Annotated in this window: 16 protein-coding genes; 8 read left to right on the top strand and 8 right to left on the bottom strand. The window is 62.0% G+C overall.

Features of this window, described 5'->3' with window-relative positions:
- Window positions 1-92 precede the first annotated feature (92 nt).
- The 8 genes from AC5RVY_RS13645 to dnaA form a co-directional block, all read right to left on the bottom strand.
- A complete protein-coding gene (locus AC5RVY_RS13645; protein ID WP_493955245.1) occupies window positions 93-800 on the bottom strand; it encodes a DUF3566 domain-containing protein in 708 nt (235 codons plus the stop codon).
- Window positions 793-3,471 (bottom strand): DNA gyrase subunit A, encoded by a 2,679-nt coding sequence (gyrA, locus tag AC5RVY_RS13640; protein WP_493955244.1) that lies wholly within the window; start codon window positions 3,469-3,471, stop codon window positions 793-795. The genes AC5RVY_RS13645 and gyrA overlap by 8 nt, the downstream gene beginning before the upstream one ends.
- Before the next feature lie 53 nt (window positions 3,472-3,524).
- Window positions 3,525-5,615, bottom strand: coding sequence for a DNA topoisomerase (ATP-hydrolyzing) subunit B (gene gyrB, locus AC5RVY_RS13635; protein WP_493955243.1), 2,091 nt, complete (start codon window positions 5,613-5,615; stop codon window positions 3,525-3,527).
- 381 nt (window positions 5,616-5,996) lie between these two features.
- Window positions 5,997-6,554, bottom strand: a complete 558-nt coding sequence (locus tag AC5RVY_RS13630; protein WP_493955242.1) for a DciA family protein — start codon at window positions 6,552-6,554, stop codon at window positions 5,997-5,999.
- Window positions 6,547-7,749 carry a DNA replication/repair protein RecF gene (recF, locus tag AC5RVY_RS13625; RefSeq protein WP_493955241.1) on the bottom strand — a complete coding sequence of 401 codons (1,203 nt, stop codon included), beginning with the start codon at window positions 7,747-7,749 and terminating at the stop codon, window positions 6,547-6,549. The genes AC5RVY_RS13630 and recF overlap by 8 nt, the downstream gene beginning before the upstream one ends.
- Before the next feature lie 45 nt (window positions 7,750-7,794).
- Window positions 7,795-8,679: a phosphogluconate dehydrogenase (NAD(+)-dependent, decarboxylating) gene (gene gnd, locus AC5RVY_RS13620; RefSeq protein ID WP_493955240.1), complete on the bottom strand. Its 885-nt coding sequence runs from the start codon at window positions 8,677-8,679 to the stop codon at window positions 7,795-7,797.
- A 113-nt stretch (window positions 8,680-8,792) separates the two neighbouring features.
- Complete coding sequence (gene dnaN, locus AC5RVY_RS13615) at window positions 8,793-9,917, bottom strand: DNA polymerase III subunit beta (RefSeq protein WP_493955239.1); 1,125 nt, start codon at window positions 9,915-9,917, stop codon at window positions 8,793-8,795.
- 522 nt (window positions 9,918-10,439) lie between these two features.
- Window positions 10,440-11,861 (bottom strand): chromosomal replication initiator protein DnaA, encoded by a 1,422-nt coding sequence (dnaA, locus tag AC5RVY_RS13610; protein WP_493955238.1) that lies wholly within the window; start codon window positions 11,859-11,861, stop codon window positions 10,440-10,442.
- A 468-nt stretch (window positions 11,862-12,329) separates the two neighbouring features.
- On the opposite strand from dnaA, the gene rpmH reads away from it, so the two are divergent.
- The 8 genes from rpmH to AC5RVY_RS13570 all read left to right on the top strand — a co-directional run bounded on the left by rpmH (window position 12,330) and on the right by AC5RVY_RS13570 (window position 18,062).
- Entirely contained in the window at window positions 12,330-12,467 is a 138-nt protein-coding gene (gene rpmH / locus AC5RVY_RS13605) for a 50S ribosomal protein L34 (protein ID WP_003800212.1), read from the top strand.
- Window positions 12,468-12,507: 40 nt separating this feature from the next.
- Complete coding sequence (gene rnpA, locus AC5RVY_RS13600; RefSeq protein WP_493955237.1) at window positions 12,508-12,915, top strand: ribonuclease P protein component; 408 nt, start codon at window positions 12,508-12,510, stop codon at window positions 12,913-12,915.
- Complete coding sequence (gene yidD, locus AC5RVY_RS13595) at window positions 12,908-13,303, top strand: membrane protein insertion efficiency factor YidD (RefSeq protein WP_493955236.1); 396 nt, start codon at window positions 12,908-12,910, stop codon at window positions 13,301-13,303. The genes rnpA and yidD overlap by 8 nt, the downstream gene beginning before the upstream one ends.
- A gap of 15 nt (window positions 13,304-13,318) precedes the next feature.
- The gene (gene yidC, locus AC5RVY_RS13590) at window positions 13,319-14,290 is read left to right on the top strand and encodes a membrane protein insertase YidC (RefSeq protein WP_307613021.1); all 972 of its coding nucleotides are present in this window, start codon (window positions 13,319-13,321) and stop codon (window positions 14,288-14,290) included.
- Complete coding sequence (locus AC5RVY_RS13585) at window positions 14,290-14,856, top strand: Jag family protein (protein ID WP_493955235.1); 567 nt, start codon at window positions 14,290-14,292, stop codon at window positions 14,854-14,856. The genes yidC and AC5RVY_RS13585 overlap by 1 nt, the downstream gene beginning before the upstream one ends.
- Before the next feature lie 21 nt (window positions 14,857-14,877).
- Window positions 14,878-15,528, top strand: coding sequence for a 16S rRNA (guanine(527)-N(7))-methyltransferase RsmG (rsmG, locus tag AC5RVY_RS13580; RefSeq protein WP_493955234.1), 651 nt, complete (start codon window positions 14,878-14,880; stop codon window positions 15,526-15,528).
- An 89-nt stretch (window positions 15,529-15,617) separates the two neighbouring features.
- A complete protein-coding gene (locus AC5RVY_RS13575; protein WP_493955233.1) occupies window positions 15,618-16,682 on the top strand; it encodes a ParA family protein in 1,065 nt (354 codons plus the stop codon).
- Between the two features lie 66 nt (window positions 16,683-16,748).
- Entirely contained in the window at window positions 16,749-18,062 is a 1,314-nt protein-coding gene (locus AC5RVY_RS13570; RefSeq protein ID WP_493955232.1) for a ParB/RepB/Spo0J family partition protein, read from the top strand.
- The last annotated feature ends 1,707 nt before the right edge of the window (window positions 18,063-19,769 follow it).

Here is a 19,769-nt window from a genome sequence, read left to right as displayed (position 1 = left end):
CCTCATCGGGCCGAGACATGACTTTACAGCACATCCCGGCCCGATCTCAAATCGGGCGCTTTCACCGCGCATCCGCAGGTGAAAGCAGGAACCTAATCGTCGGTGAGGGTAACGCCGATGCCGCCCACCAAGGTGGCTGCAATGTTGTAAAGCACCGCAGAGAGCATGGAGAGGGCGGTCAGCAGGACCACGTTCACCACGGCGATAATGGTGGCGAACGAGGCCACCTGGCCCAGGGATGCGACCTTCTTCAATTCGAAGCCGCCGCCTTCCGAGCCGGCAAGGGTGCCGAGCAGGCTGTCCACCTGGTCAAAGATTCCGGTGAGGTCCAGGACCGTCCACAGGACGATGGCAGCGACCACCGTGACGATTCCCAGCGCCACGGACAGCAGGAACGCCATCTTCAGGACGGACCAAGGGTCTACCTTGCTGATCAGCAGCCGGGCGCGGCGGACCTTGGCCTTAGGCGCGGGCTTTACCAGCCCCGGACCGCCCTGGCCCGGCCGCTGGCCCTGCTGGCCGGGAGCTCCCTGCAGGGGACGCTGGCCCTGCCCAGGGCCTGGACGCTGACCCTGGACGGCTGGTGCCGCAGCCGTGCGGGGCGCGGCCTGTCCCGACGTCGGCCGTTCACCCTGGAGGGGGCGCTGGCCCGGAGCTGCCGGGCGCTGCCCTGGAGCAGCCGCGGGAGCAGCGGGCCGCTGCTGCGGACGAACAGGAGCGTTCACGCGTGGTGCAGCCGAAGGCCGGCTTCCCTCGGGAACTGACGTGTTCGGCTTGGGAAATGAGTCGGGATTACTCACTCGTTACCTCCGTGTTGTCTTCGTTCGGCTCAGCGTCGCCCGAGGCGTCCTCTGACTCAACGGCCGGTGATTCTTCTGCCACTGCTGACTCTGCGGCTTCCTCCGGGGAACCGCCATCTTCAGCCAACGTTACGTCATCGGCCAGCGATTCCTCGCCCTCAAGGCCACGTTCGCTGTTGCGTGCCACCTCGATGATCCGGTCGTTTTTGTCCGGCTTGGCGAAGATGACGCCCATGGTGTCGCGGCCCTTCGCCGGGACACCGGACACCGAGGAGCGGACAACCTTCCCACCCTCCATGACCACCAGGACCTCATCCTCTTCCTGGACAATGAGCGCCCCCACCAGGTCTCCGCGTTCTTCGGCGAGCTTGGCAACCTTGATGCCCAGCCCGCCGCGGCCCTGGAGGCGGTACTCCTCGACGGCGGTGCGCTTGGCGTAACCGCCCTCGGTCACGATGAACACGAAGGACCCGTCTGTGACCACGTTCGCGGCCAGCAGCTCGTCGTCTTCACGGAACTTCATGCCGGTGACGCCCGAAGTGGCCCGGCCCATGGGGCGGAGCGCGTCCTCGGTGGCGGTGAAGCGGATGGACTGTCCCTTCCGGGACACGAGGAGCAGATCATCGGTTTCCGAGACCAGCTGCGCGGATACCAGCTCATCACCGTCACGGAGGTTGATGGCGATCACCCCGGCGGAGCGGTTTGTGTCGTAATCCTCCAGCCGCGTCTTCTTCACCAGGCCCCGTTTGGTGGCGAGGATCAGGTAGGGCGCCTGCTGGTAGTCCTTCAGGTCAAGCACCTGGGCGATGTGCTCGTCCGGCTGGAACGCCATCAGGTTGGCCACATGCTGGCCCTTGGCGTCGCGGCCCGCTTCCATCAGCTCGTAGGCCTTGGCACGGTAGACCCGGCCAAGGTTGGTGAAGAACAGGAGCCAGTGGTGGGTGGTGGTGACAAAGAAGTGCTCCACCACGTCGTCGCCGCGCAGCTGGGCACCCTTGATGCCCTTGCCGCCGCGCTGCTGGGAGCGGTAGTTGTCGCTCCGGGTCCGCTTGACGTAGCCGCCGCGGGTGATGGTGACTACCATCTCCTCTTCGGGGATGAGGTCCTCCATGGACATGTCGCCGTCGAAGCCCATCAGGATCTTTGTGCGGCGTTCATCGCCGTGCTTGTCCACGATCTCGCCAAGCTCGGTGCTGATGATTTCGCGTTGGCGCTGCTCGGACGCGAGGATCTCGTTGTATTCGGCAATGAGGGCTTCAAGCTCTGAATGCCGGTCCTGGATCTTCTGGCGTTCCAAGGCTGCAAGCCGGCGCAGCTGCATGTCCAGGATGGCCCGGGCCTGCAGTTCATCGATGTCCAGCAGTTCCATCAGTCCGTCGCGTGCCGCTTCGGTGGTGTTTGAAGCGCGGATGAGGGCGATGACCTCGTCCAGCATGTCCAGCGCCTTCAGGAGCGCCCGCAGGATGTGGGCTTCTTCTTCGGCCTTGCGCAGCCGGTACCTGGTACGCCGGGCAATGACATCCATCTGGTGGGTGACCCAATGCCGGATGAAAGCGTCCAGGCTCAGGGTGCGGGGCACGCCGTCAACGATGGCCAGCATGTTGGCGGAGAAGTTGCTCTGCAGTTCCGTGTGCTTGTAAAGGTTGTTCAGCACCACCTTGGCGACGGCATCGCGCTTCAGCACAATAACGAGGCGCTGGCCGGTGCGGCCTGAGGTCTCGTCGCGGAGGTCGGCGATGCCCTGGATCTTGCCGTCCTTGACCAGCTCGGCGATCTTGATCGCGAGGTTGTCAGGGTTGGCCTGGTAAGGCAGCTCGGTGACCACCAGGCAGGTGCGGCCCTGCAGTTCCTCCACGTTCACCACGGCACGCATGGTGACGGAACCGCGGCCCGTGCGGTACGCGTCCTCGATGCCCTTGTGTCCCAGGATGGTAGCGCCGGTGGGGAAATCAGGTCCCTTGACCCGCCGCAGGAGTTCTTCCAACAGCTCCTCGCGGGTGGCGGCCGGGTTGGCCAGGTACCACTGCACGCCGTCGGCAACCTCGCGGAGGTTGTGCGGCGGGATGTTGGTGGCCATACCCACGGCAATGCCCGAAGATCCATTGACCAGCAGGTTGGGGAACCGGGCCGGAAGGATGGTGGGTTCCTGGTTCTTGCCGTCGTAGTTGTCCTGGAAATCGACGGTTTCCTCGTCGATGTCACGGACCATTTCCATGGCCAGCGGGGCCATCTTCGTTTCGGTGTAACGGGGGGCCGCGGCGCCATCGTTGCCCGGCGAACCGAAGTTGCCCTGACCGAGGGCCAGCGGGTAGCGCATGGTCCAGTCCTGGATGAGGCGGACCAGGGCGTCATAGATCGCGGTATCACCGTGCGGGTGGTACTGGCCCATAACCTCGCCCACCACGCGGGCACACTTGTTGAAGGAACGCTCGGGGCGGTAGCCGCCGTCGAACATGGCGTACAGCACGCGGCGGTGCACGGGCTTGAGCCCATCGCGGACGTCCGGGAGGGCACGGCCTACGATGACCGCCATGGCGTAATCCAGGTAGGACCGCTGCATTTCAGTCTGCAGGTCCACCTGCTCCACGCGGTCCACCAGCACGTCGCCTTCAAGAACGGTGTCCGGGTTCCCGGCTTCAGGGGCCGGGTTCTCGGGTGTTTCGTCGCTCATTTTCTATTTCCGTTTCAGGTATATGTCGGTTCTGGAATACGAGGGGAATTGCCCTAGATATCCAGGAACCTGACGTCCTTGGCGTTCTGCTGAATGAAGTTGCGGCGTGATTCCACGTCCTCGCCCATCAGGACGGAGAAGATCTGGTCTGCAGCCAGTGCATCGTCCATGGTGACCTGCAGCAGCGTTCGGTTGTCCGGGTCCATGGTGGTGTCCCACAGTTCGGTGTAGTCCATCTCGCCGAGGCCCTTGTAACGCTGGATGCCGTTGTCCTTGGGGATGCGGCGTCCGGCCGCCTGTCCGGCGAGGAGCTTGGCATCACGTTCCTTGTCGCTGTACACGTAGTCGTGGGCGGCGTTGGACCACTTGATCCGGTAGAGCGGCGGCTGGGCGAGGTACACGTAGCCGTTCTCGATCAGCGGACGCATGTAGCGGAACAGAAGCGTCATCAGCAGGGTGGTGATGTGCTGGCCATCCACGTCGGCATCAGCCATCAACACGATCTTGTGGTACCGGAGCTTGGAGAGGTCAAAGTCCTCACCGATGCCCGTTCCAAAAGCTGTGATCATGGACTGGACTTCGGCATTGCCCAACGCCTTGTCCAGGCGGGCACGCTCAACGTTCAGGATCTTCCCGCGGAGGGGAAGGATGGCCTGGGTCTCGGGGTTGCGGCCGCGCTTGGCCGAACCGCCTGCCGAGTCACCCTCCACAATGTAGACCTCGCATTTCTCAGGGTCCTTGGAGGAGCAGTCGGACAGCTTGCCCGGCATGCCGAAAGATTCCAGCGGGCTCTTGCGGCGCGCGTTGTCCCGGGCCTTTCGGGCAGCCATACGGGCTTGCGCGGCAGAGATCGCTTTTCGGATCACGTCTCGGGCCGGGCCAGGGTTGCGTTCCAGCCAGTCTCCGAGCCCGTCGGTAACAACGCGCTGGACGAAGCCCTTGACCTCCGAGTTGCCGAGCTTGGTTTTGGTCTGGCCCTCGAACTGGGGTTCTGCCAGCTTGACGGAAATGACGGCGGTGAGGCCCTCACGGATGTCATCACCGGTGAGGTTGTCGTCCTTTTCCTTGATGATGCCCTTCTCGCGCGCATAGCGGTTGATCAGTGACGTCATGGCAGCGCGGAAGCCCTCTTCGTGGGTGCCGCCTTCATGGGTGTTGATGGTGTTGGCGTAGGTGTGGACGCTCTCGGAGTAGGCGTTGGTCCACTGCATGGCCATTTCCAGGGCGATCTTGCGCTCCTGGTCCTCGGTTTCGAACGCGATGACGTCCTCGTGGACCACGTCCACCTTTTTGCCCGAGTTCAGGTGCTTTACGTAGTCCAGCAGGCCCTCGTTGTACTGGTACACCACGGTGCGGTGCTCTGCGCTGACCTCGCCTTCGGTGACCACGCCGTCCAGGTCCAGGTCGGCGTCCGCCTCGCTGTCGCCGGCCGGGGTGCGTTCGTCGGTCAGCGTGATGCGCAGTCCCTTGTTAAGGAATGCCATCTGCTGGAAGCGCGCACGGAGGGTTTCGAAGTCGAATTCGGTGGTCTCGAAGATCGCGGGGTCCGGGTAGAACGTCTGGGTGGTTCCGGTCAGGTCCGTTTCCTCACCCTGCACAAGGCTGCCCTGGGGCTTGCCGCCGTCGGCGAAGGACATCCGCCAGACGTGGCCCTGCCGGCGGACCTCGGTATCCACCCTGCTGGAGAGGGCGTTGACAACGGAGATACCCACGCCGTGCAGGCCGCCGGACACGGCATAACCGCCGCCGCCGAACTTGCCGCCCGCATGCAGGATGGTCATCACCACTTCAACTGTGGGCTTGTGCTCTGTGGGGTGCATGTCCACGGGAATTCCGCGGCCGTCGTCAACAACCTTCACGCCGCCGTCGGCCTGCAGGACCACCTCGATGTGCGTGCAGTACCCGGCAAGGGCCTCATCCACGGAGTTGTCCACCACTTCATAGACCAGATGGTGGAGTCCGCGGGGTCCGGTGGAGCCGATGTACATACCGGGACGCTTCCGGACAGCTTCCAGTCCTTCAAGGACCGTAATGTCGCTGGCGCCGTACTCGCGTGGTGTGGCGGCTTCCGCCGGGGTGTCAGGCGTGCGGGCATCCTCGACTGCGGGTTCAACTGCCAGAATATCTGTATTGTCGTTAGCCACAGGCGCTGTCGACTCCTCTGTTCTCGATGATGGCCGGCCGAAAGGCTCTTCCAGGCATGGAAAAACCGTCCGCCAACAGGCACAAACTAATGGCGCCGGCTACTAGCTGATGGTGGGATCCGAAATCCGTTCGCTGGAAGCGTGCGGAGAACGGACTCAGTCAACGTTTCACCGGCGCCCAGTTATCTGCAACGATTCTACCGCGAAACAGGCCGGATTCCCGCATTCGGAGGGCCGTGGGTGGAGGTCGATATGCCTGTTGCAGGCCGTAGACTGCGCCTAGGGCGCTCCAAAACTCACGCCTGCGGGGGCCTATACACCCTCTGGTCCTTCCAGGGCGCTACACGCCAAACAGAGGATTATCAAGAGTCCGGCGGCGGGCTATCCGTACGTGTCCCGGGGTCCGCGGCCGTTGACGGTCCGGCCACCCTTGCGCCAGCTCGGCGCGGAGGGGCCCAGGACCTGGATGCTCGTCACCACTCCGTCGCCCAGCTCCACCCGGAATTTCTCGAGCAGGCTCATGCTGAGGAGCCGGAGCTGCGTGGCCCAGGCTGTTGAATCACACCTGACGTGAAGGGTGGTGTCAGTGAAGCTTTCCGGCGTACAGTGCGCCGAAATTTCGGGGCCCACCAGGGTGGCCCATTCAGCCATGACGGAGCCGACCGCAACCGGCGAGGTCCAGCCGCGCTCGGCCACCAGGCGGCCCACCACTTTTCCCAGGCCAAGGGGATCACGCCCGGTGGCGTGGAACTGGCTGAAACCGCGGGTATCCCTGGTTCCGCGTTTCGCTTTCTGGGAACCAGGGCGCACAGCGGCCCGGCGGATCTCGCCGCGGGCGGCGGCGGCCTCACGCATCCTGTTCAGCGCTGCCTGCGGTGCATCGATGTTGTCGGGCTCGCGGCCGGGCTGGCGGCCGGCGTCGTTATCGTCCCTACTCATCGATTCCTCCCGCGATGACCTTCACCCGCCGTCCGGACAGTTCCTCCGGGATATCGGCGTCGACGGCGGCGGTCACCAGGACCTGTTCCGCACCCGAGACTATTGCCGCCAGTTTACGCCTGCGCTGCACGTCCAGTTCGGCAAAAACGTCATCGAGAATCAGGATGGGCGCGGAACCGCCGGTCCGGGCATCGTCGAGCATCACATAGTACGAAGCAAGGCGTAATGCCAGGCACATGGACCACGTTTCACCATGGGACGCATACCCTTTGGCCGGTGCCTGGCCCAGGATCAGTTCAAGCTCGTCGCGGTGGGGGCCCACTAACGAGATGCCGCGCTCGAGCTCCTTTCGCCGCGAATCGGCGAAGGCCCGCACATAGCGCTCCGTCAGCTCCTCAACGCTGAGGGCGCGCAGGTCCTCGGCTTCGGCTGACGTACCGCCCGCTCCGTTGCCGGCTCCGCGCAACTCCGGGGCGCCGTCGTCGTCCATCTGGTTCTCGAGCGTGGAACGGTAGACGGCGTCAGCCGGCTTTGAGGCATCGGTGAGCTCTGAATACGCTCTCGCAAGGTGCGGGCGGAGGCGTTCCACCAGTTCAAGCCTGGCATGCAGGAGTTCAGCTCCGGCTCGGGCCATGTGCTGGTCCCACACATCCAACGTTGCTTCATGCGCTGATGTGAACTTGCCCGCCCGGGCGGACTTCAAGAGGGCATTGCGTTGCTTCAGGACACGGTCGTAATCGCTGCGGGTGGCAGCATGGTGCGGGACCAGGCTGGCGAGGAGCTCATCCAGGAAACGCCGCCGGTTCGAAGGATCACCTTTGACCAGGGCCAGGTCTTCCGGCGCGAAGAGCACCGTCTGGCAGATGCCCAACAGATCACGGGCCCGGACAGGATTGCTGCGGTTGATCCGGCCCCGGTTGGCCCGCCCCGCGTTGATTTCCAGTTCAAGGACCGTGATCTGCCCGCCGCGGACCAGCCTGGCCCGGACCAGGGCCCGCTCCGTGCCGAACCGCAGGAGCGGGCCGTCGGAGCTGACGCGGTGCGAGCTGAGCGTGGCCAGGTACCCGATGGCTTCCATCAGGTTGGTTTTGCCGATCCCGTTGTATCCCACCAAAACGGTGACGCCCGGGCCCAGGGCAAGGTCGACCTGGGCGTAACTGCGGAAATCAGTCAGCGAGAGGTGTTCTATGTACACGCGGTTTTCGGCAATTCTGGGAACCTGGCAGGTTCCCGCTGGCTGCTACTTGGCGGGGCGGGTGGCGTGCCCGCCGAACTGATGGCGAAGGGCGGACACCATCTTCATGGCGGGAGAGCTGTCCTCGCGGGACTCGAACCGGGCGAAAAGAGCGGCGGTGATGGCCGGCGCGGGAATGGCATTGGCGATGGCTTCTTCCACAGTCCACCTGCCCTCGCCGGAGTCTTCGACGTAATCGTCGATATTCTGCAGTCCGGGGTCCTCGTCCAGTGCCTTGACCAGGAGGTCCAGCAGCCAGGACCGGACCACCGTGCCTTTTTGCCAGGCGCGGAAAGTACCCGGCAGATCGTTGATGATGTCCTTTGAGGCGAGCAGTTGGTAGCCCTCGGCGTAAGCCTGCATCAGGCCGTACTCGATGCCGTTGTGGACCATCTTGGCATAGTGGCCTGCCCCGATTCCGCCCACGTGGACAAAACTGTCAGCCCTCTCACCCTCGGGGCGGAGGGCGTCAAAAACCGGAAGTGCGCGTTCAATGTCCGCGGCGTCTCCGCCGGCCATCAGGCCGTAACCGTTTTCCAGCCCCCAGACGCCGCCGGAGACGCCGCAGTCTGCGAAGCGGATGCCTTTGGCGGTCAGGAGTTCGCCGTGTTTCTGGTCTTCGGTGAAGCGGGAGTTGCCCCCATCAATGACAAGGTCCCCCTCGTCCAGCTTTTCGCTGAGCTCCTTGATAACGGCATCGGTGATGTCACCGGCGGGCACCATCACCCAGATGAGCCGGGGGGCGGGGACGGCTGCGATGAGCTCATCAATGGAACCGGCGTCCGTGACGTCCGGATTCCGGTCATAACCGGTGACCTCAACGCCGCCCTTGCGCAGGCGTTCGCGCATGTTGAATCCCATTTTGCCAAGGCCGATCAGTCCAATGTGCATGATGCGGGTTCTCTTTCTGCATGGCGGAGCTTGCGAGGCGAGGCTGGCGGTGGTTGGGGCCCCATCGGCGAGGGGCCCGGCCTGAGCTTGCGAAGGCTGGGAGCCGATGGGGACTAGTTGGGGAGCCGGACCGGCATCACGAGGTACCGGTAATCATCCTGGTCTTCGCCGTCCGCGTCTGCCTGTGCCGTGATCATGGCGGGCTTGGGTGCGGTGGTGAACGAGAAGCGGACGAACTTGGTTTCGATCACGCTGAGGCCCTCTACCAGGTAGTGCGGGTTGAAGGCCACGGTGATGTCCTCGCCTGAAAGCTGGGCTTCCAGTTCCTCGGAGGCCTGAGCGTCCTCACCGGTGCCGGCGTCCAGGTTCAGCAGGCCTTGGGTGAATGCCAAACGGACGGGGGTGTTGCGCTCGGCCACCAGTGATACGCGGCGTACGGCTTCCACGAGTTCCTGGGTCTGGACAGTGGCGTGAATTGGCGTGGAGTCCGGGAAAAGCGACCGGATCTTGGGGTAGTCGCCGTCCACCAGGAGGGACGTTGTGGTGCGGCCGCCACTCTCGAACCCGATCAGCCTGCTGTCATCGTCGGAGAGGGCCAGTTGGATATCGCCGCTGTTGCCGAGCGTCTTGGCTACTTCGTTGAGGGTCTTTGCCTTGACCAGCGCACTGGTGGAGATGCCAGGGGTGGCCGGCTTCCAGGGCACCTCGCGCATGGCCAGGCGGTAGCGGTCTGTGGCGAGCAGGGTGATCAGGTCGTCTTCGATCTCCATCCGCACGCCGGTGAGGATGGGGAGGGTGTCGTCTTTGCTGGCAGCAATGATCACCTGGGAGACGGCCTGGGCAAATGAATCGCCGGGAACCGCTCCGCTGACTGCCGGAAGGGCGGGAAGGGGCGGGTATTCCGCTTCGGGCATGGTGGCCAGGTGGAAGCTGCTCCGACGGCAGGTGAGGGTGACTTTGTTGCCGTCCGTTTCGACGTCGACCGGTGCCGAAGGCAGGCTGCGGCAGATGTCCGCGAGAAGGCGTCCGGAGACCAGGATGGTCCCCTCGTCCCGGATGTCGGCGGCGATCTCCAGGCGTGCGGAGGTTTCGTAGTCGAAGCTCGAAAGGCTGACCGTGCCTGCTTCAGCCTTCAAGAGGAGGCCGGAAAGGACGGGAACGGGCGGCCGCGGAGACAACGAGCGGGCTGTCCAGGTGACGGCTTCTGCCAGGACGTCCCGATCGACTCTGAACTTCACGGAAGGGTGCCGCCTTTCATTGCTGCTGCTTTGTTGGTCCGGAAACTTCCCGCAGGAAGCCAGGGAGTGGGCTCCGCACCCGTGAACTTGCATGGTCCGTGCTGGCTGAACCACGCAGAATCCCAAGGATGGGAGCGCTGCTGACAGCTTAGCCGGAAGATCTGCGATTAACCCATCCCCAGTTGAGCTGCGCTGGCCCGTGGGGCCGGCGGACCCTTCCGTGCGGGGCGGCCGGATTGATCTTGTTGTTTGAGGGACTTCAATTTTTTGGGATTAGTAGTGTTAATAACTGCTGTGGAAACTGTGGATAACTGCCTTGCGCCGCGGGATCCGGCGGTTAAGCCCTGTTCACGGGCTGTGGGTGGAGCAGGTTTTAAACAGGGTGTGGATGGGGATAAGAATTTTGGCATTTTTGCCGATCCACAGGCAGCTTAAGGGTTTTAAGCCCATTAACCGCGGTTGTCCCCTTAAGTATCCACAGGCTTATCCACATGCACCTGTTAATAAGGTATAGAGACGCCCTCAGGAATCGCGCTGCTGCTGCTTGATCCGGTTGGTCAGCTCGGTCACCTGGTTGTAGATCACACGGCGCTCGGCCATCAGTTCACGGATCTTGCGGTCTGCATGGATCACGGTGGTGTGGTCGCGGCCGCCGAGCTCCTGGCCGATCTTCGGAAGTGACATGTCCGTCAGTTCCCGGCACAGGTACATGGCGATCTGGCGTGCGGTGACCAACGTCCTGGTGCGGGACTTGCTGCAGAGCTCTTCCATGCTGAGCTTGAAGTACTCGGCCGTCTGCTGCAGGATCTGGCTGGAGGTGATCTCTTGGGCGCCGTCGTCGGTAATGAGGTCCTTGAGCACCATTTCGGCCAGGGCAACGTCCACCGGCTGGCGGTTGAGGCTGGCGAACGCCGTGACCCTGATCAGGGCGCCTTCAAGTTCACGGATGTTGCTGGAAATCTTGGAGGCAATGTATTCGAGGGCGTCGTCCGGAGCGGAAAGACCCTCGCTGAGGGCCTTCTTGCGGAGGATGGCGATACGGGTTTCGAGTTCCGGCGGCTGGATGTCCGTCAGCAGGCCCCACTCGAAACGGGACTTCATGCGGTCTTCGAACCCCGCGAGCAATTTCGGCGGTTGGTCCGAGGTAATGACCACCTGCTTGTTGTTGTTGTGCAGCGAGTTGAAGGTGTGGAAGAACTCCTCCAGCGTCCGGTCCTTGCCGGCCAGGAACTGGATGTCATCAATCAGCAGCACGTCCACGTTGCGGTAGGTGGTCTTGAAGCTGGCGCCTTCATCATCACGGATGGAGTTGATGAAGTCATTGGTGAATTCTTCCGAGTTGACGTACCGCACGCGGATTCCGCTGTACAGCCGCCGGGCGTAGTGGCCGATCGCATGCAGGAGGTGGGTTTTTCCCAGGCCGGAGTCCCCGTAGATGAAGAGCGGGTTGTAGGCCTTCGCCGGCGCCTCGGCCACCGCGACGGCGGCAGCGTGGGCAAAGCGGTTGGACGAACCGATCACAAACGTGTCGAAAACGTATTTGGGGTTCAGCCGGCCGAACTCATGCGAGGTGCTGGGCAGCATCGGCTGCGGCTTCTGTTCGATCAGCTGGTCCGGCGAGAAGGAAGGTTCGACGACGGGTTCCGGCTCTTCGTGAATGGGCACCAAGTCCGTGTCCACGTCGATGGCACACCTGATGTCCTCCGAGAAGACGTTGTGCAGCGCATCGTCCAGTGCGTCCTTGACCTGGGTCTGCAGCACCTCCCGGGTGAGCTCATTAGGCACGGCCACCAGGAGGGTGGAACCGATCAGGCCCTGGGCCTGGGCCAGGATGACAAAGCCACGCTGCCGCGGGGAAACACGGTGGTCCTGCTCCAGCAAACTGACAACGCGCCGCCAGGAACTTCCGACAGTATTGGCGTGGTTGGCTTCGTCTACTGTCATCAATGGGTTCCCTCAAAACTTGCTTTGCCTGCATTGCCTGCAGCCGCCAGCACGGAACCACGATCTGGTTCAGCTTCATCCACAGGGTTATGCACAGCAGGTGGATAATCGGCTACTGGGCAACTCTAGGGGATGAAAAGCCTAGAAGATAGCTGGCAAGTAGCTTGTGGATAATTACACGGTTGTGGTTCTGAAAAGCAGCTTGTGAGCCACTTCATCCACAGGCTTGTACGGCGCGTTTGCCACAGCTGGGGATAGCGCCCGCGGCCTGCCCCGGTTTGACTGGGACCCCTGAATTGCCCTAACGTTGTGAAGTCCTTTGTGTCCGCTTTTTGGCCCCATCTGAACCTCTCAAACGCAGTGCGTGTGAGCAGCCGGGGGAAGCGTACATATACAAAACTTAGCGTCGGCCAGTTCTTCCCCATACTGATCGGGTGGGCGCACCTTTGATCCACTGGAGTAACTAACGTGAGCAAGCGGACTTTTCAGCCGAATAACCGCCGTCGAGCCAAGAAGCACGGCTTCCGCCTTCGTATGCGTACCCGTGCCGGCCGCGCCATCCTGGCAGCCCGTCGTGGCAAGGGCCGTACTGAGCTGTCGGCGTAAATAACTGACTTGTCGGTAGACATTTCTTTGCGAGTTTAAGGTGCTGGCCACCCGCAACCGTTTAAGGAGTGCAGCCGATTTTTCAACAACTGTACGTTCCGGTGTCCGCAATGGACGCCGGAACGTAGTGTTATATGCGGCAGCCATTGCTGCTGACGAACCCAGCCGGATCGGGTTCATTGTTTCCAAAGGTGTTGGGAACGCTGTGGTCAGGAACCTCGTTAAGAGGAGACTGAGGGAAGCCGGTGCTGCCTCGCTGCGCGAGTACGGTACCGGGTTTGCCATAGTGGTCAGGGCGCTGCCTGCGTCCGCTTCCGCCAGCTGGGACCAGCTGCTGTCGGATTACAACGCTGCACTGGAGTCGACAATGGCCCGGCTGGCCGGCCGCTCCCGGGCTGCCGCCAACGGTTCAGCCGGTACAACACAGGAGGGGACACCGCGTGCGTAACGCCACCGCCGTCGTCGTCACCCATCTCCATCCTGTCCTTGCCGCCGCGGCGCTGTTCCTCTGGAACCTGCCCCGTAGTATCCTCATTCTTCTGCTGAACGCCTACCGCAAGGTGATTTCTCCCCTGTACGGCCAGGTCTGCAGATTCTTTCCTTCATGCTCGGCCTATGCCCTTGAAGCGATCACTGTCCATGGTGCCGTCAAGGGGAGCTGGCTCGCCGTCCGCCGCCTTGGCCGATGCCACCCATGGAACGCCGGTGGTGTGGACCGCGTCCCCGCCGGGCACCGGGAATGGCCTGCCAGCCAGACCCCCACAATTGTTGTGCTGAACAACCCGGACAAGTACCTGGCTGCTCGGACTGATGGAGAAGGCCGCTCTGCGGCCTGACGAATAGGGATAAGTATGGACTTCTTTGAAACAATCATGTTTCCGTTCAAGTGGCTTGTGTCCGTCATCATGGTGGGATTCCATGAGGGCTTGAGCGCAATCGGCCTGCCGGAAGCATCCGGCTGGACCTGGACGTTGTCCATCATCGGACTGGTGCTGGTGATCCGGGCAGCCCTGATTCCTGTTTTCGTGAAGCAGATCAAGGCGCAACGCGGCATGCAGCTGCTGCAGCCGGACCTGAAGAAGCTCCAGGACAAGTACAAGGGCAAGACTGACCAGCTGTCCCGCCAGGCCATGGCGCAGGAACAGATGGCGATGTACAAGAAGCACGGGACCAACCCGTTCTCAGCCTGCCTCCCCATGCTGATCCAGATGCCCTTCTTCTTCGCGCTGTTCCAGGTCCTTTCCGGCATCAGTTCCGCCAAGACCCAGGGCAAAGGCATCGGTGCCATGAGCCAGGAGCAAGTGGTGCAGTTTGATGAGTCCAGCATTTTCGGTGCTCCGCTGTCTGCCGCACTGCTTCACGGCGGTGCCACCAACGTTGCCGTCGTGGTCCTGAGCATTGTGATGATCCTGGCCATGACGGCGTCGCAGTTCATCACGCAGAAGCAGATCATGGCCAAGAACATGTCTGAAGAAGCCATGGCCAGCCCCTTTATGCGCCAGCAGAAGATGATGCTCTACATCCTGCCCATCGTCTTCGGCGTGGGCGGCATCAACTTCCCCATTGGTGTCCTGATCTACTGGACCACCACAAACCTCTGGACCATGGGCCAGCAGTTCTTTGTCATCCGCCGTATGCCGACACCGGGATCCCCGGCAGCGAAGGCCCTCGCCGAGCGCCGTGCCGCCAAGGGGCTTCCCGCCCTTTCGATCCTGAGCGGCAAGAAGGATGACGACGCGGACGCAGCTGCCGCTGCCGCGGCGGTAGCTCAGGCAAAAGGACAGCGCACCCAGCCCCAACGCAAGAACAGGAAGAAGAAGTAATGTCAGCCGAGAGCACCGAACGGGCCCTTTCTGAAGAGATCGTCGACGAGCAGGACGAGTCCGTGGACCAGGACCCTTCCTCCCCCAAAGCTTCCTCAGCCAGCCGGCTGGAGGAAGAGGGAGACGTTGCAGCGGATTACCTTGAGGAGCTGCTGGACATTGCAGACATCGACGGTGATATCGACATTGAAGTCCGCAACGGGCGTACCTACATCTCCATCGTCACTGAGGAGGAGTCGGACAGCCTCGACAACCTGGTGGGTGAGGACGGCGAAGTCCTTGAAGCCCTGCAGGAACTGACCCGGCTCTCCGTGCTCTCTGCCACGGAAAACCGCTCCCGCCTGGTGCTGGACATTAACGGCTACCGGCAGGAGCGCACCGGCCACCTGCAGAAGATTGCCGAAGATGCTGCAGCGGCTGTGAAGAAGACCGGCCAGGCAGTGGCCCTGGAGCCGATGAGCGCCTACGAACGCAAGATCGTGCACGACGCCATTGCGGACCTCGGCCTGGTGAGCGAGTCCGAGGGCGAAGGCGCCGGACGCCACATTGTTGTGTCCGCGGACTAGAGAATTGCTGATTCGCTAATCATGGTTGACATCACTCCAGCTGAACTTCTGGCAGCTGAGAAGATTTTCGGCGACCGCCTGGACCTCGCTAAGCGTTATGTGGAGCATCTTGCCACGTCAGGAACCGAACGCGGCCTGATCGGCCCCCGGGAAATTCCCCGGCTCTGGAGCCGGCACGTCCTGAACTGTGCTGTCATCGAAAGCGAGATAGCGCAGGGAAGCCATGTTGCCGACGTCGGGAGCGGAGCCGGACTCCCGGGGCTCTGCCTGGCCATTGCCCGTCCGGACCTGGAACTGACCCTGATCGAGCCGCTGGAACGCCGGGTGATCTGGCTGCAGGAAGTGGTGGATGATCTGGGCCTGGACAATGTCACGGTCATGCGCACCCGCGCGGAGTTGGCAGTGGGACACGTGAACGCCGATGTTGTGACTGCACGTGCCGTCTCTGCCCTGAGTAATCTCGCCGGACTGACCATTCCCCTGCTCGCAGGCAAGGGAGAAGTGGTTGCGATCAAGGGCAGGAGCGCAGGCGAGGAAATCGAGAAGGCAGCCAAAATCATCCGGAAGCTGGGCGGCGTGGAGACATCCGTGCTGACCGTTGGGGACAACCTCTTGGAAGAGCCCACCACCCTGGTACGCATCGTTGTAAACAAGTCCCAAAAGAAGCCCTAGTCTTGGCCCGGCAGCCGTAGTCTGCCGGGGTAAGCAGTTAGGCTAGTCAACGGCAGCAAAAATAGCTGAACGAGAGTGAGTGTGCCCCAGTGACCAGTAGCGAAGCCTCCACACAACGGATACCCCCGTTTGTGTCTCTGGGGTCAGCACGTTCTTTCGCTGGGACTGCCTCTGGTGCATCCGGTGTACTGGCAAACCAGCGGGGTAAGGCAGCCGCTTCCCCCGTCTTGGTTTCACGTGAAACAACCTCTTCAGGTAGGGGAAACATCATCGATGCCATTGATGATTCCAGTCCCATCGCGCGCGAACTGGCCCACGAAACCCGCCGGCGCGAGCGCTTGGTTGGCCGGCAGCTGCCGCGTCCGGAAAAGACACGCATCTTCACCGTGTCCAACCAGAAGGGCGGCGTAGGTAAGACAACCACCACAGTGAACATAGCTGCTGCCTTGGCAGCTGCCGGCCTTAATGTTCTGGTCATCGATATCGATCCCCAGGGCAACGCGTCGACGGCGCTTGGCATCGAACACCACTCTGATGTGGACAGCATCTATGACGTCCTCATCAACGATGTCCCCTTGGCCGACGTTGTTGCCCAGTGCCCGGACATCGGAAACCTTATCTGTGCGCCGGCAACCATCCACCTGGCCGGGGCGGAAATCGAACTGGTGTCCCTGGTGGCACGGGAACAGCGGCTGCGCCGTGCCATAGACGTTTATGCGAAGGTCCGCGAGAAAAACGGCGAACCACGCCTGGATTACATCTTCATCGACTGCCCTCCCAGCCTTGGCCTTCTGACCGTCAACGCGTTTTGCGCAGCCAACGAAGTCCTCATCCCCATCCAGTGTGAGTACTACGCGCTGGAGGGCCTGAGCCAGCTGCTCAAGAACATTGAGATGATCCAGAAACACCTCAATGCGGACCTCGAGGTTTCCACCATTCTGCTGACCATGTACGACGGCCGCACGAACCTTGCCGCGCAGGTCGCCGCCGAGGTACGCCAGCACTTCCCGGACCAGGTCCTGTCCGCAGTGGTCCCCCGTTCGGTCCGGATCTCCGAGGCTCCGAGCTATCAGCAGACGGTAATGACCTATGACCCCTCATCCAGTGGCGCGCTGTCCTACCTGGAAGCCGCTGCGGAAATAGCAGAACGCTAAAATCTTCAAGAATTGCAACAACTGGAGTCCGGCAGGTCCTGGCTCTTCCACTGGAGGGATTTATCCATGAGCGAGAAGCGACGGGGCCTAGGCCGCGGTCTTGGCGCACTGATTCCGAGTTCCGCCAGTGCAAACGGGTCGGGAAACGGAACAGCAGTTGCGCGCCCTGTCGATCTCTTCTTTCCGGAGGGGCGCCGGAAAGCGGACACTTCCGAGGACGTTGCCGACCCGGCACCCGTAGAGGAATCTCCAACCGTAAGTGCTGCTGACTCCATGGCAGCTGAAGCTGCTTCCGAGCCGTCAAACAACGGCTTCAGTGAACCCACTGCAGCCAAGTCTGCCACGTCTAAGCGGGCATCTGGTCCGGCAACTTCCGCCTCGAATGGATCGGGTTCGAAGACCAATGCCCGCGCCAACGGTGCAGGCAAGTCGAAGACCGGAGCAAAGAAGGCTCCAGAACCGGCAGAGTCCCCGGATGCCGAGCCCGCCGCCGCGCCGGAAGTTCAGTCCGCTGGATCCCGCAACATACCTGACATGGACAACGGCGTTGACCTGGTAGAGGTTCCGGGCGTCCGCTTCGCCGAGATCCCGGTGACCGACATCCATCCGAACCGCAAGCAGCCTCGATCTGTCTTCGATGAAGACGACATGGCCGAGCTGGTCCACTCTGTTCGGGAAATCGGCGTCCTGCAGCCAATTGTGGTGCGGAATTCAACCGAACCCGGTAGCGAGCCGTACGAGCTCGTTATGGGCGAACGCCGCTGGCGTGCGGTACAGGCTGCAGGACTGGAAACTATTCCAGCAATCGTCCGGGACACCACCGACGACGACCTCCTGCGGGACGCCCTGCTGGAAAACCTGCACCGGAGCCAGCTGAATCCGTTGGAAGAAGCAGCGGCCTACCAGCAGCTCCTCGAAGACTTCGGCACCACCCATGAGCAGCTAGCAGATCGCATTGGCCGTTCACGTCCACAGGTGTCGAATACGCTGCGCCTGTTGAAGCTCCCTCCCCTTGTCCAGCGCCGTGTTGCTGCCGGCGTGCTCTCCGCAGGCCACGCACGCGCCCTCCTGGCCCTCCCTGACGCAGCAGCAATGGAGAGGCTGGCTCAGCGCATTGTGGCGGAGGGGATGTCCGTACGGGCCACCGAAGAAGCTGTGACCCTCTATCAGGATCCCGCCAAGCCCGCGAAGAACAACATCCCGCGTCCAGGTGCCCGCCACGAGCGACTGGACTACTTGGCTTCTTCGCTTTCCGACCGTTTGGACACCAACGTCAAGATTTCCCTTGGTGTCCGTAAGGGTCGCGTCAGCATCGAATTCGCCAGCGTCGAGGATCTTAACCGGATCATGGATGTTCTCGCGCCTGGAGCAGATAGCTAAAGTCCCTGGGTACCGTTGTTTCCCGGTGGAGTCATTTCGTCTTGGCGGTGTCCGGCGTTCGTTCGCACCTGCAACAGAGCCTTTCCCCTTCGTGTTCGGTAGTTGTCCAGCTTCGGACTCGTCCTATTAGTTCCGTGTGTTTGCGGGCGCTGTTGGCTCGAGACGGATGCTCCTAGGACCTACTGCCCTCTACCCGACCCCTTGCGATTCGTCTTCTTAGCATGCGCCCAACGTTCCTTTTGCATGTCGATCGATGCGGTTTCACGTGAAACATTCATCTCTGAAGGGACGAGCCTCCCCAGCGATGGGACCACACCTCCACGGGTCTGTTGCTGGGACGGGCACTCCTGATGGGCTTCTTACGGTCGGTCCGCTTTAGCGCGACTTAGCGCGACGGAAACTACCATCGTGCCCTCCTCCTCGAGGCAAAATCGCCGGTTTGGCTATCTGGTGGTGATACCTTCCAAGACATTTTTCACAGGACTAGAGTGCGCATGGCAAGGGACATGCGGCAGTGGCTGGCTGGGAGCAATTGGCCAGAAGCGGAAAGCCGCGCCAGTGAATTCGTGCTCGAACCGAGTAGCGGCCCTGCGCTGGGGTGGGATGCGTCCTGATCCAGCTGCGAATGGGAACATAAGTGAATGGCTTAGACGGATGGGTTGGTACCTGCGAAGCCGCAGCGTGCATTGGTCCGACGCGACGAGGATCCCTTCGCTAGCTGTTGGCGAGGCGATTTGGTGGGTTTGCGCTCGTGGAGTGCCATGGCTTCACGGTACCCACTCATGAGAAATTGCCGCCACCGCTACCCCGCCGTCGCACCCACTGCAATGTTTGGTGCTGCGGTTTCACGTGAAACAATGCGGTACGGGTCCTGCGGGGCCCCAAGGGCGGAGTGTAGTCCTGGCCCATGTCGCCCTCAGACTGCAGACCCCTCGGCATCTAGATCTGTCGTACGAATCAACTGAACAAAAATGTAGCAATGCGGGCCTGGTCTCTATCGAGTTGGTTGTCCACTCGGTCCGAGGATGGAACCACCTATTTTGCAATGGGGGATCCAATCGAATAGGGCGTGCTCCGTCTCGCTGGCGTCTTCGACGTGCAACACCCCGGTGCCGGCGCTTCTCCGGGGCGTCAAGCCCCGGCGGCAGGCGCAACAACACTAGTGCAACCGGATTCTCCCCCTTGTCGGCGAGAGCACGACAGCCCCCAGTTCACTTTTGGAAGTTATGGCCCGACGGTTGGTCGAGAGTGATCAGGCCTATTGATCACACGGATGCGGGCAGCGCAGTGCGCCCAGACTGCCGGTTCGGTCCTAACGACAGTGAGGCAAGCCGGATGACACCGGCGGCTCGGGACCGGATACCCGTGCCCTTCCAAGAAGCAGGAGTCCTAGCTCCCGTCTTCTTGCACAAGGGAGCTCGTCGGTTTCACGTGAAACATGGGCCATGTGCTTCACAGGAGGTTGCCGCCGCGAAAGGTAAGGGGTCCGTGTCTTATGGCGGGTAATTGCTGGTTCGCGCCTCCACTACCTTGGGTTCCAAGGTTGTGCCTAGGCTGGTCGTGTTGGTGGCTCGGTCGGTTGGGATCTACGATGCTCGATCTGTCGGTCCGTATGACAGACTCTCCAGCCGGGGCTTCTATCGCGGCACCCCCTGGTTTTTGTTGGGTCTATTCCTCCTGGACCCGGAACCCGGGCCGAAAAGGCTG

The organism is Arthrobacter sp. Ha26 (assembly GCF_059091705.1).
This window is presented reverse-complemented; position numbering and strand designations above follow the sequence as displayed.

Bases quoted from the DNA above. Each gene is read 5' to 3' on its own strand.
- gyrA (WP_493955244.1), bottom strand. From the start codon at position 3,471: ATGAGCGACGAAACACCCGAGAACCCGGCCCCTGAAGCCGGGAACCCG.
- AC5RVY_RS13630 (WP_493955242.1), bottom strand. From the start codon at position 6,554: ATGAGTAGGGACGATAACGACGCCGGCCGCCAGCCCGGCCGCGAGCCC.
- gnd (WP_493955240.1), bottom strand. From the start codon at position 8,679: ATGCACATTGGACTGATCGGCCTTGGCAAAATGGGATTCAACATGCGC.
- dnaA (WP_493955238.1), bottom strand. From the start codon at position 11,861: ATGACAGTAGACGAAGCCAACCACGCCAATACTGTCGGAAGTTCCTGG.
- yidC (WP_307613021.1), top strand. From the start codon at position 13,319: ATGGACTTCTTTGAAACAATCATGTTTCCGTTCAAGTGGCTTGTGTCC.
- AC5RVY_RS13585 (WP_493955235.1), top strand. From the start codon at position 14,290: ATGTCAGCCGAGAGCACCGAACGGGCCCTTTCTGAAGAGATCGTCGAC.
- rsmG (WP_493955234.1), top strand. From the start codon at position 14,878: ATGGTTGACATCACTCCAGCTGAACTTCTGGCAGCTGAGAAGATTTTC.
- AC5RVY_RS13570 (WP_493955232.1), top strand. From the start codon at position 16,749: ATGAGCGAGAAGCGACGGGGCCTAGGCCGCGGTCTTGGCGCACTGATT.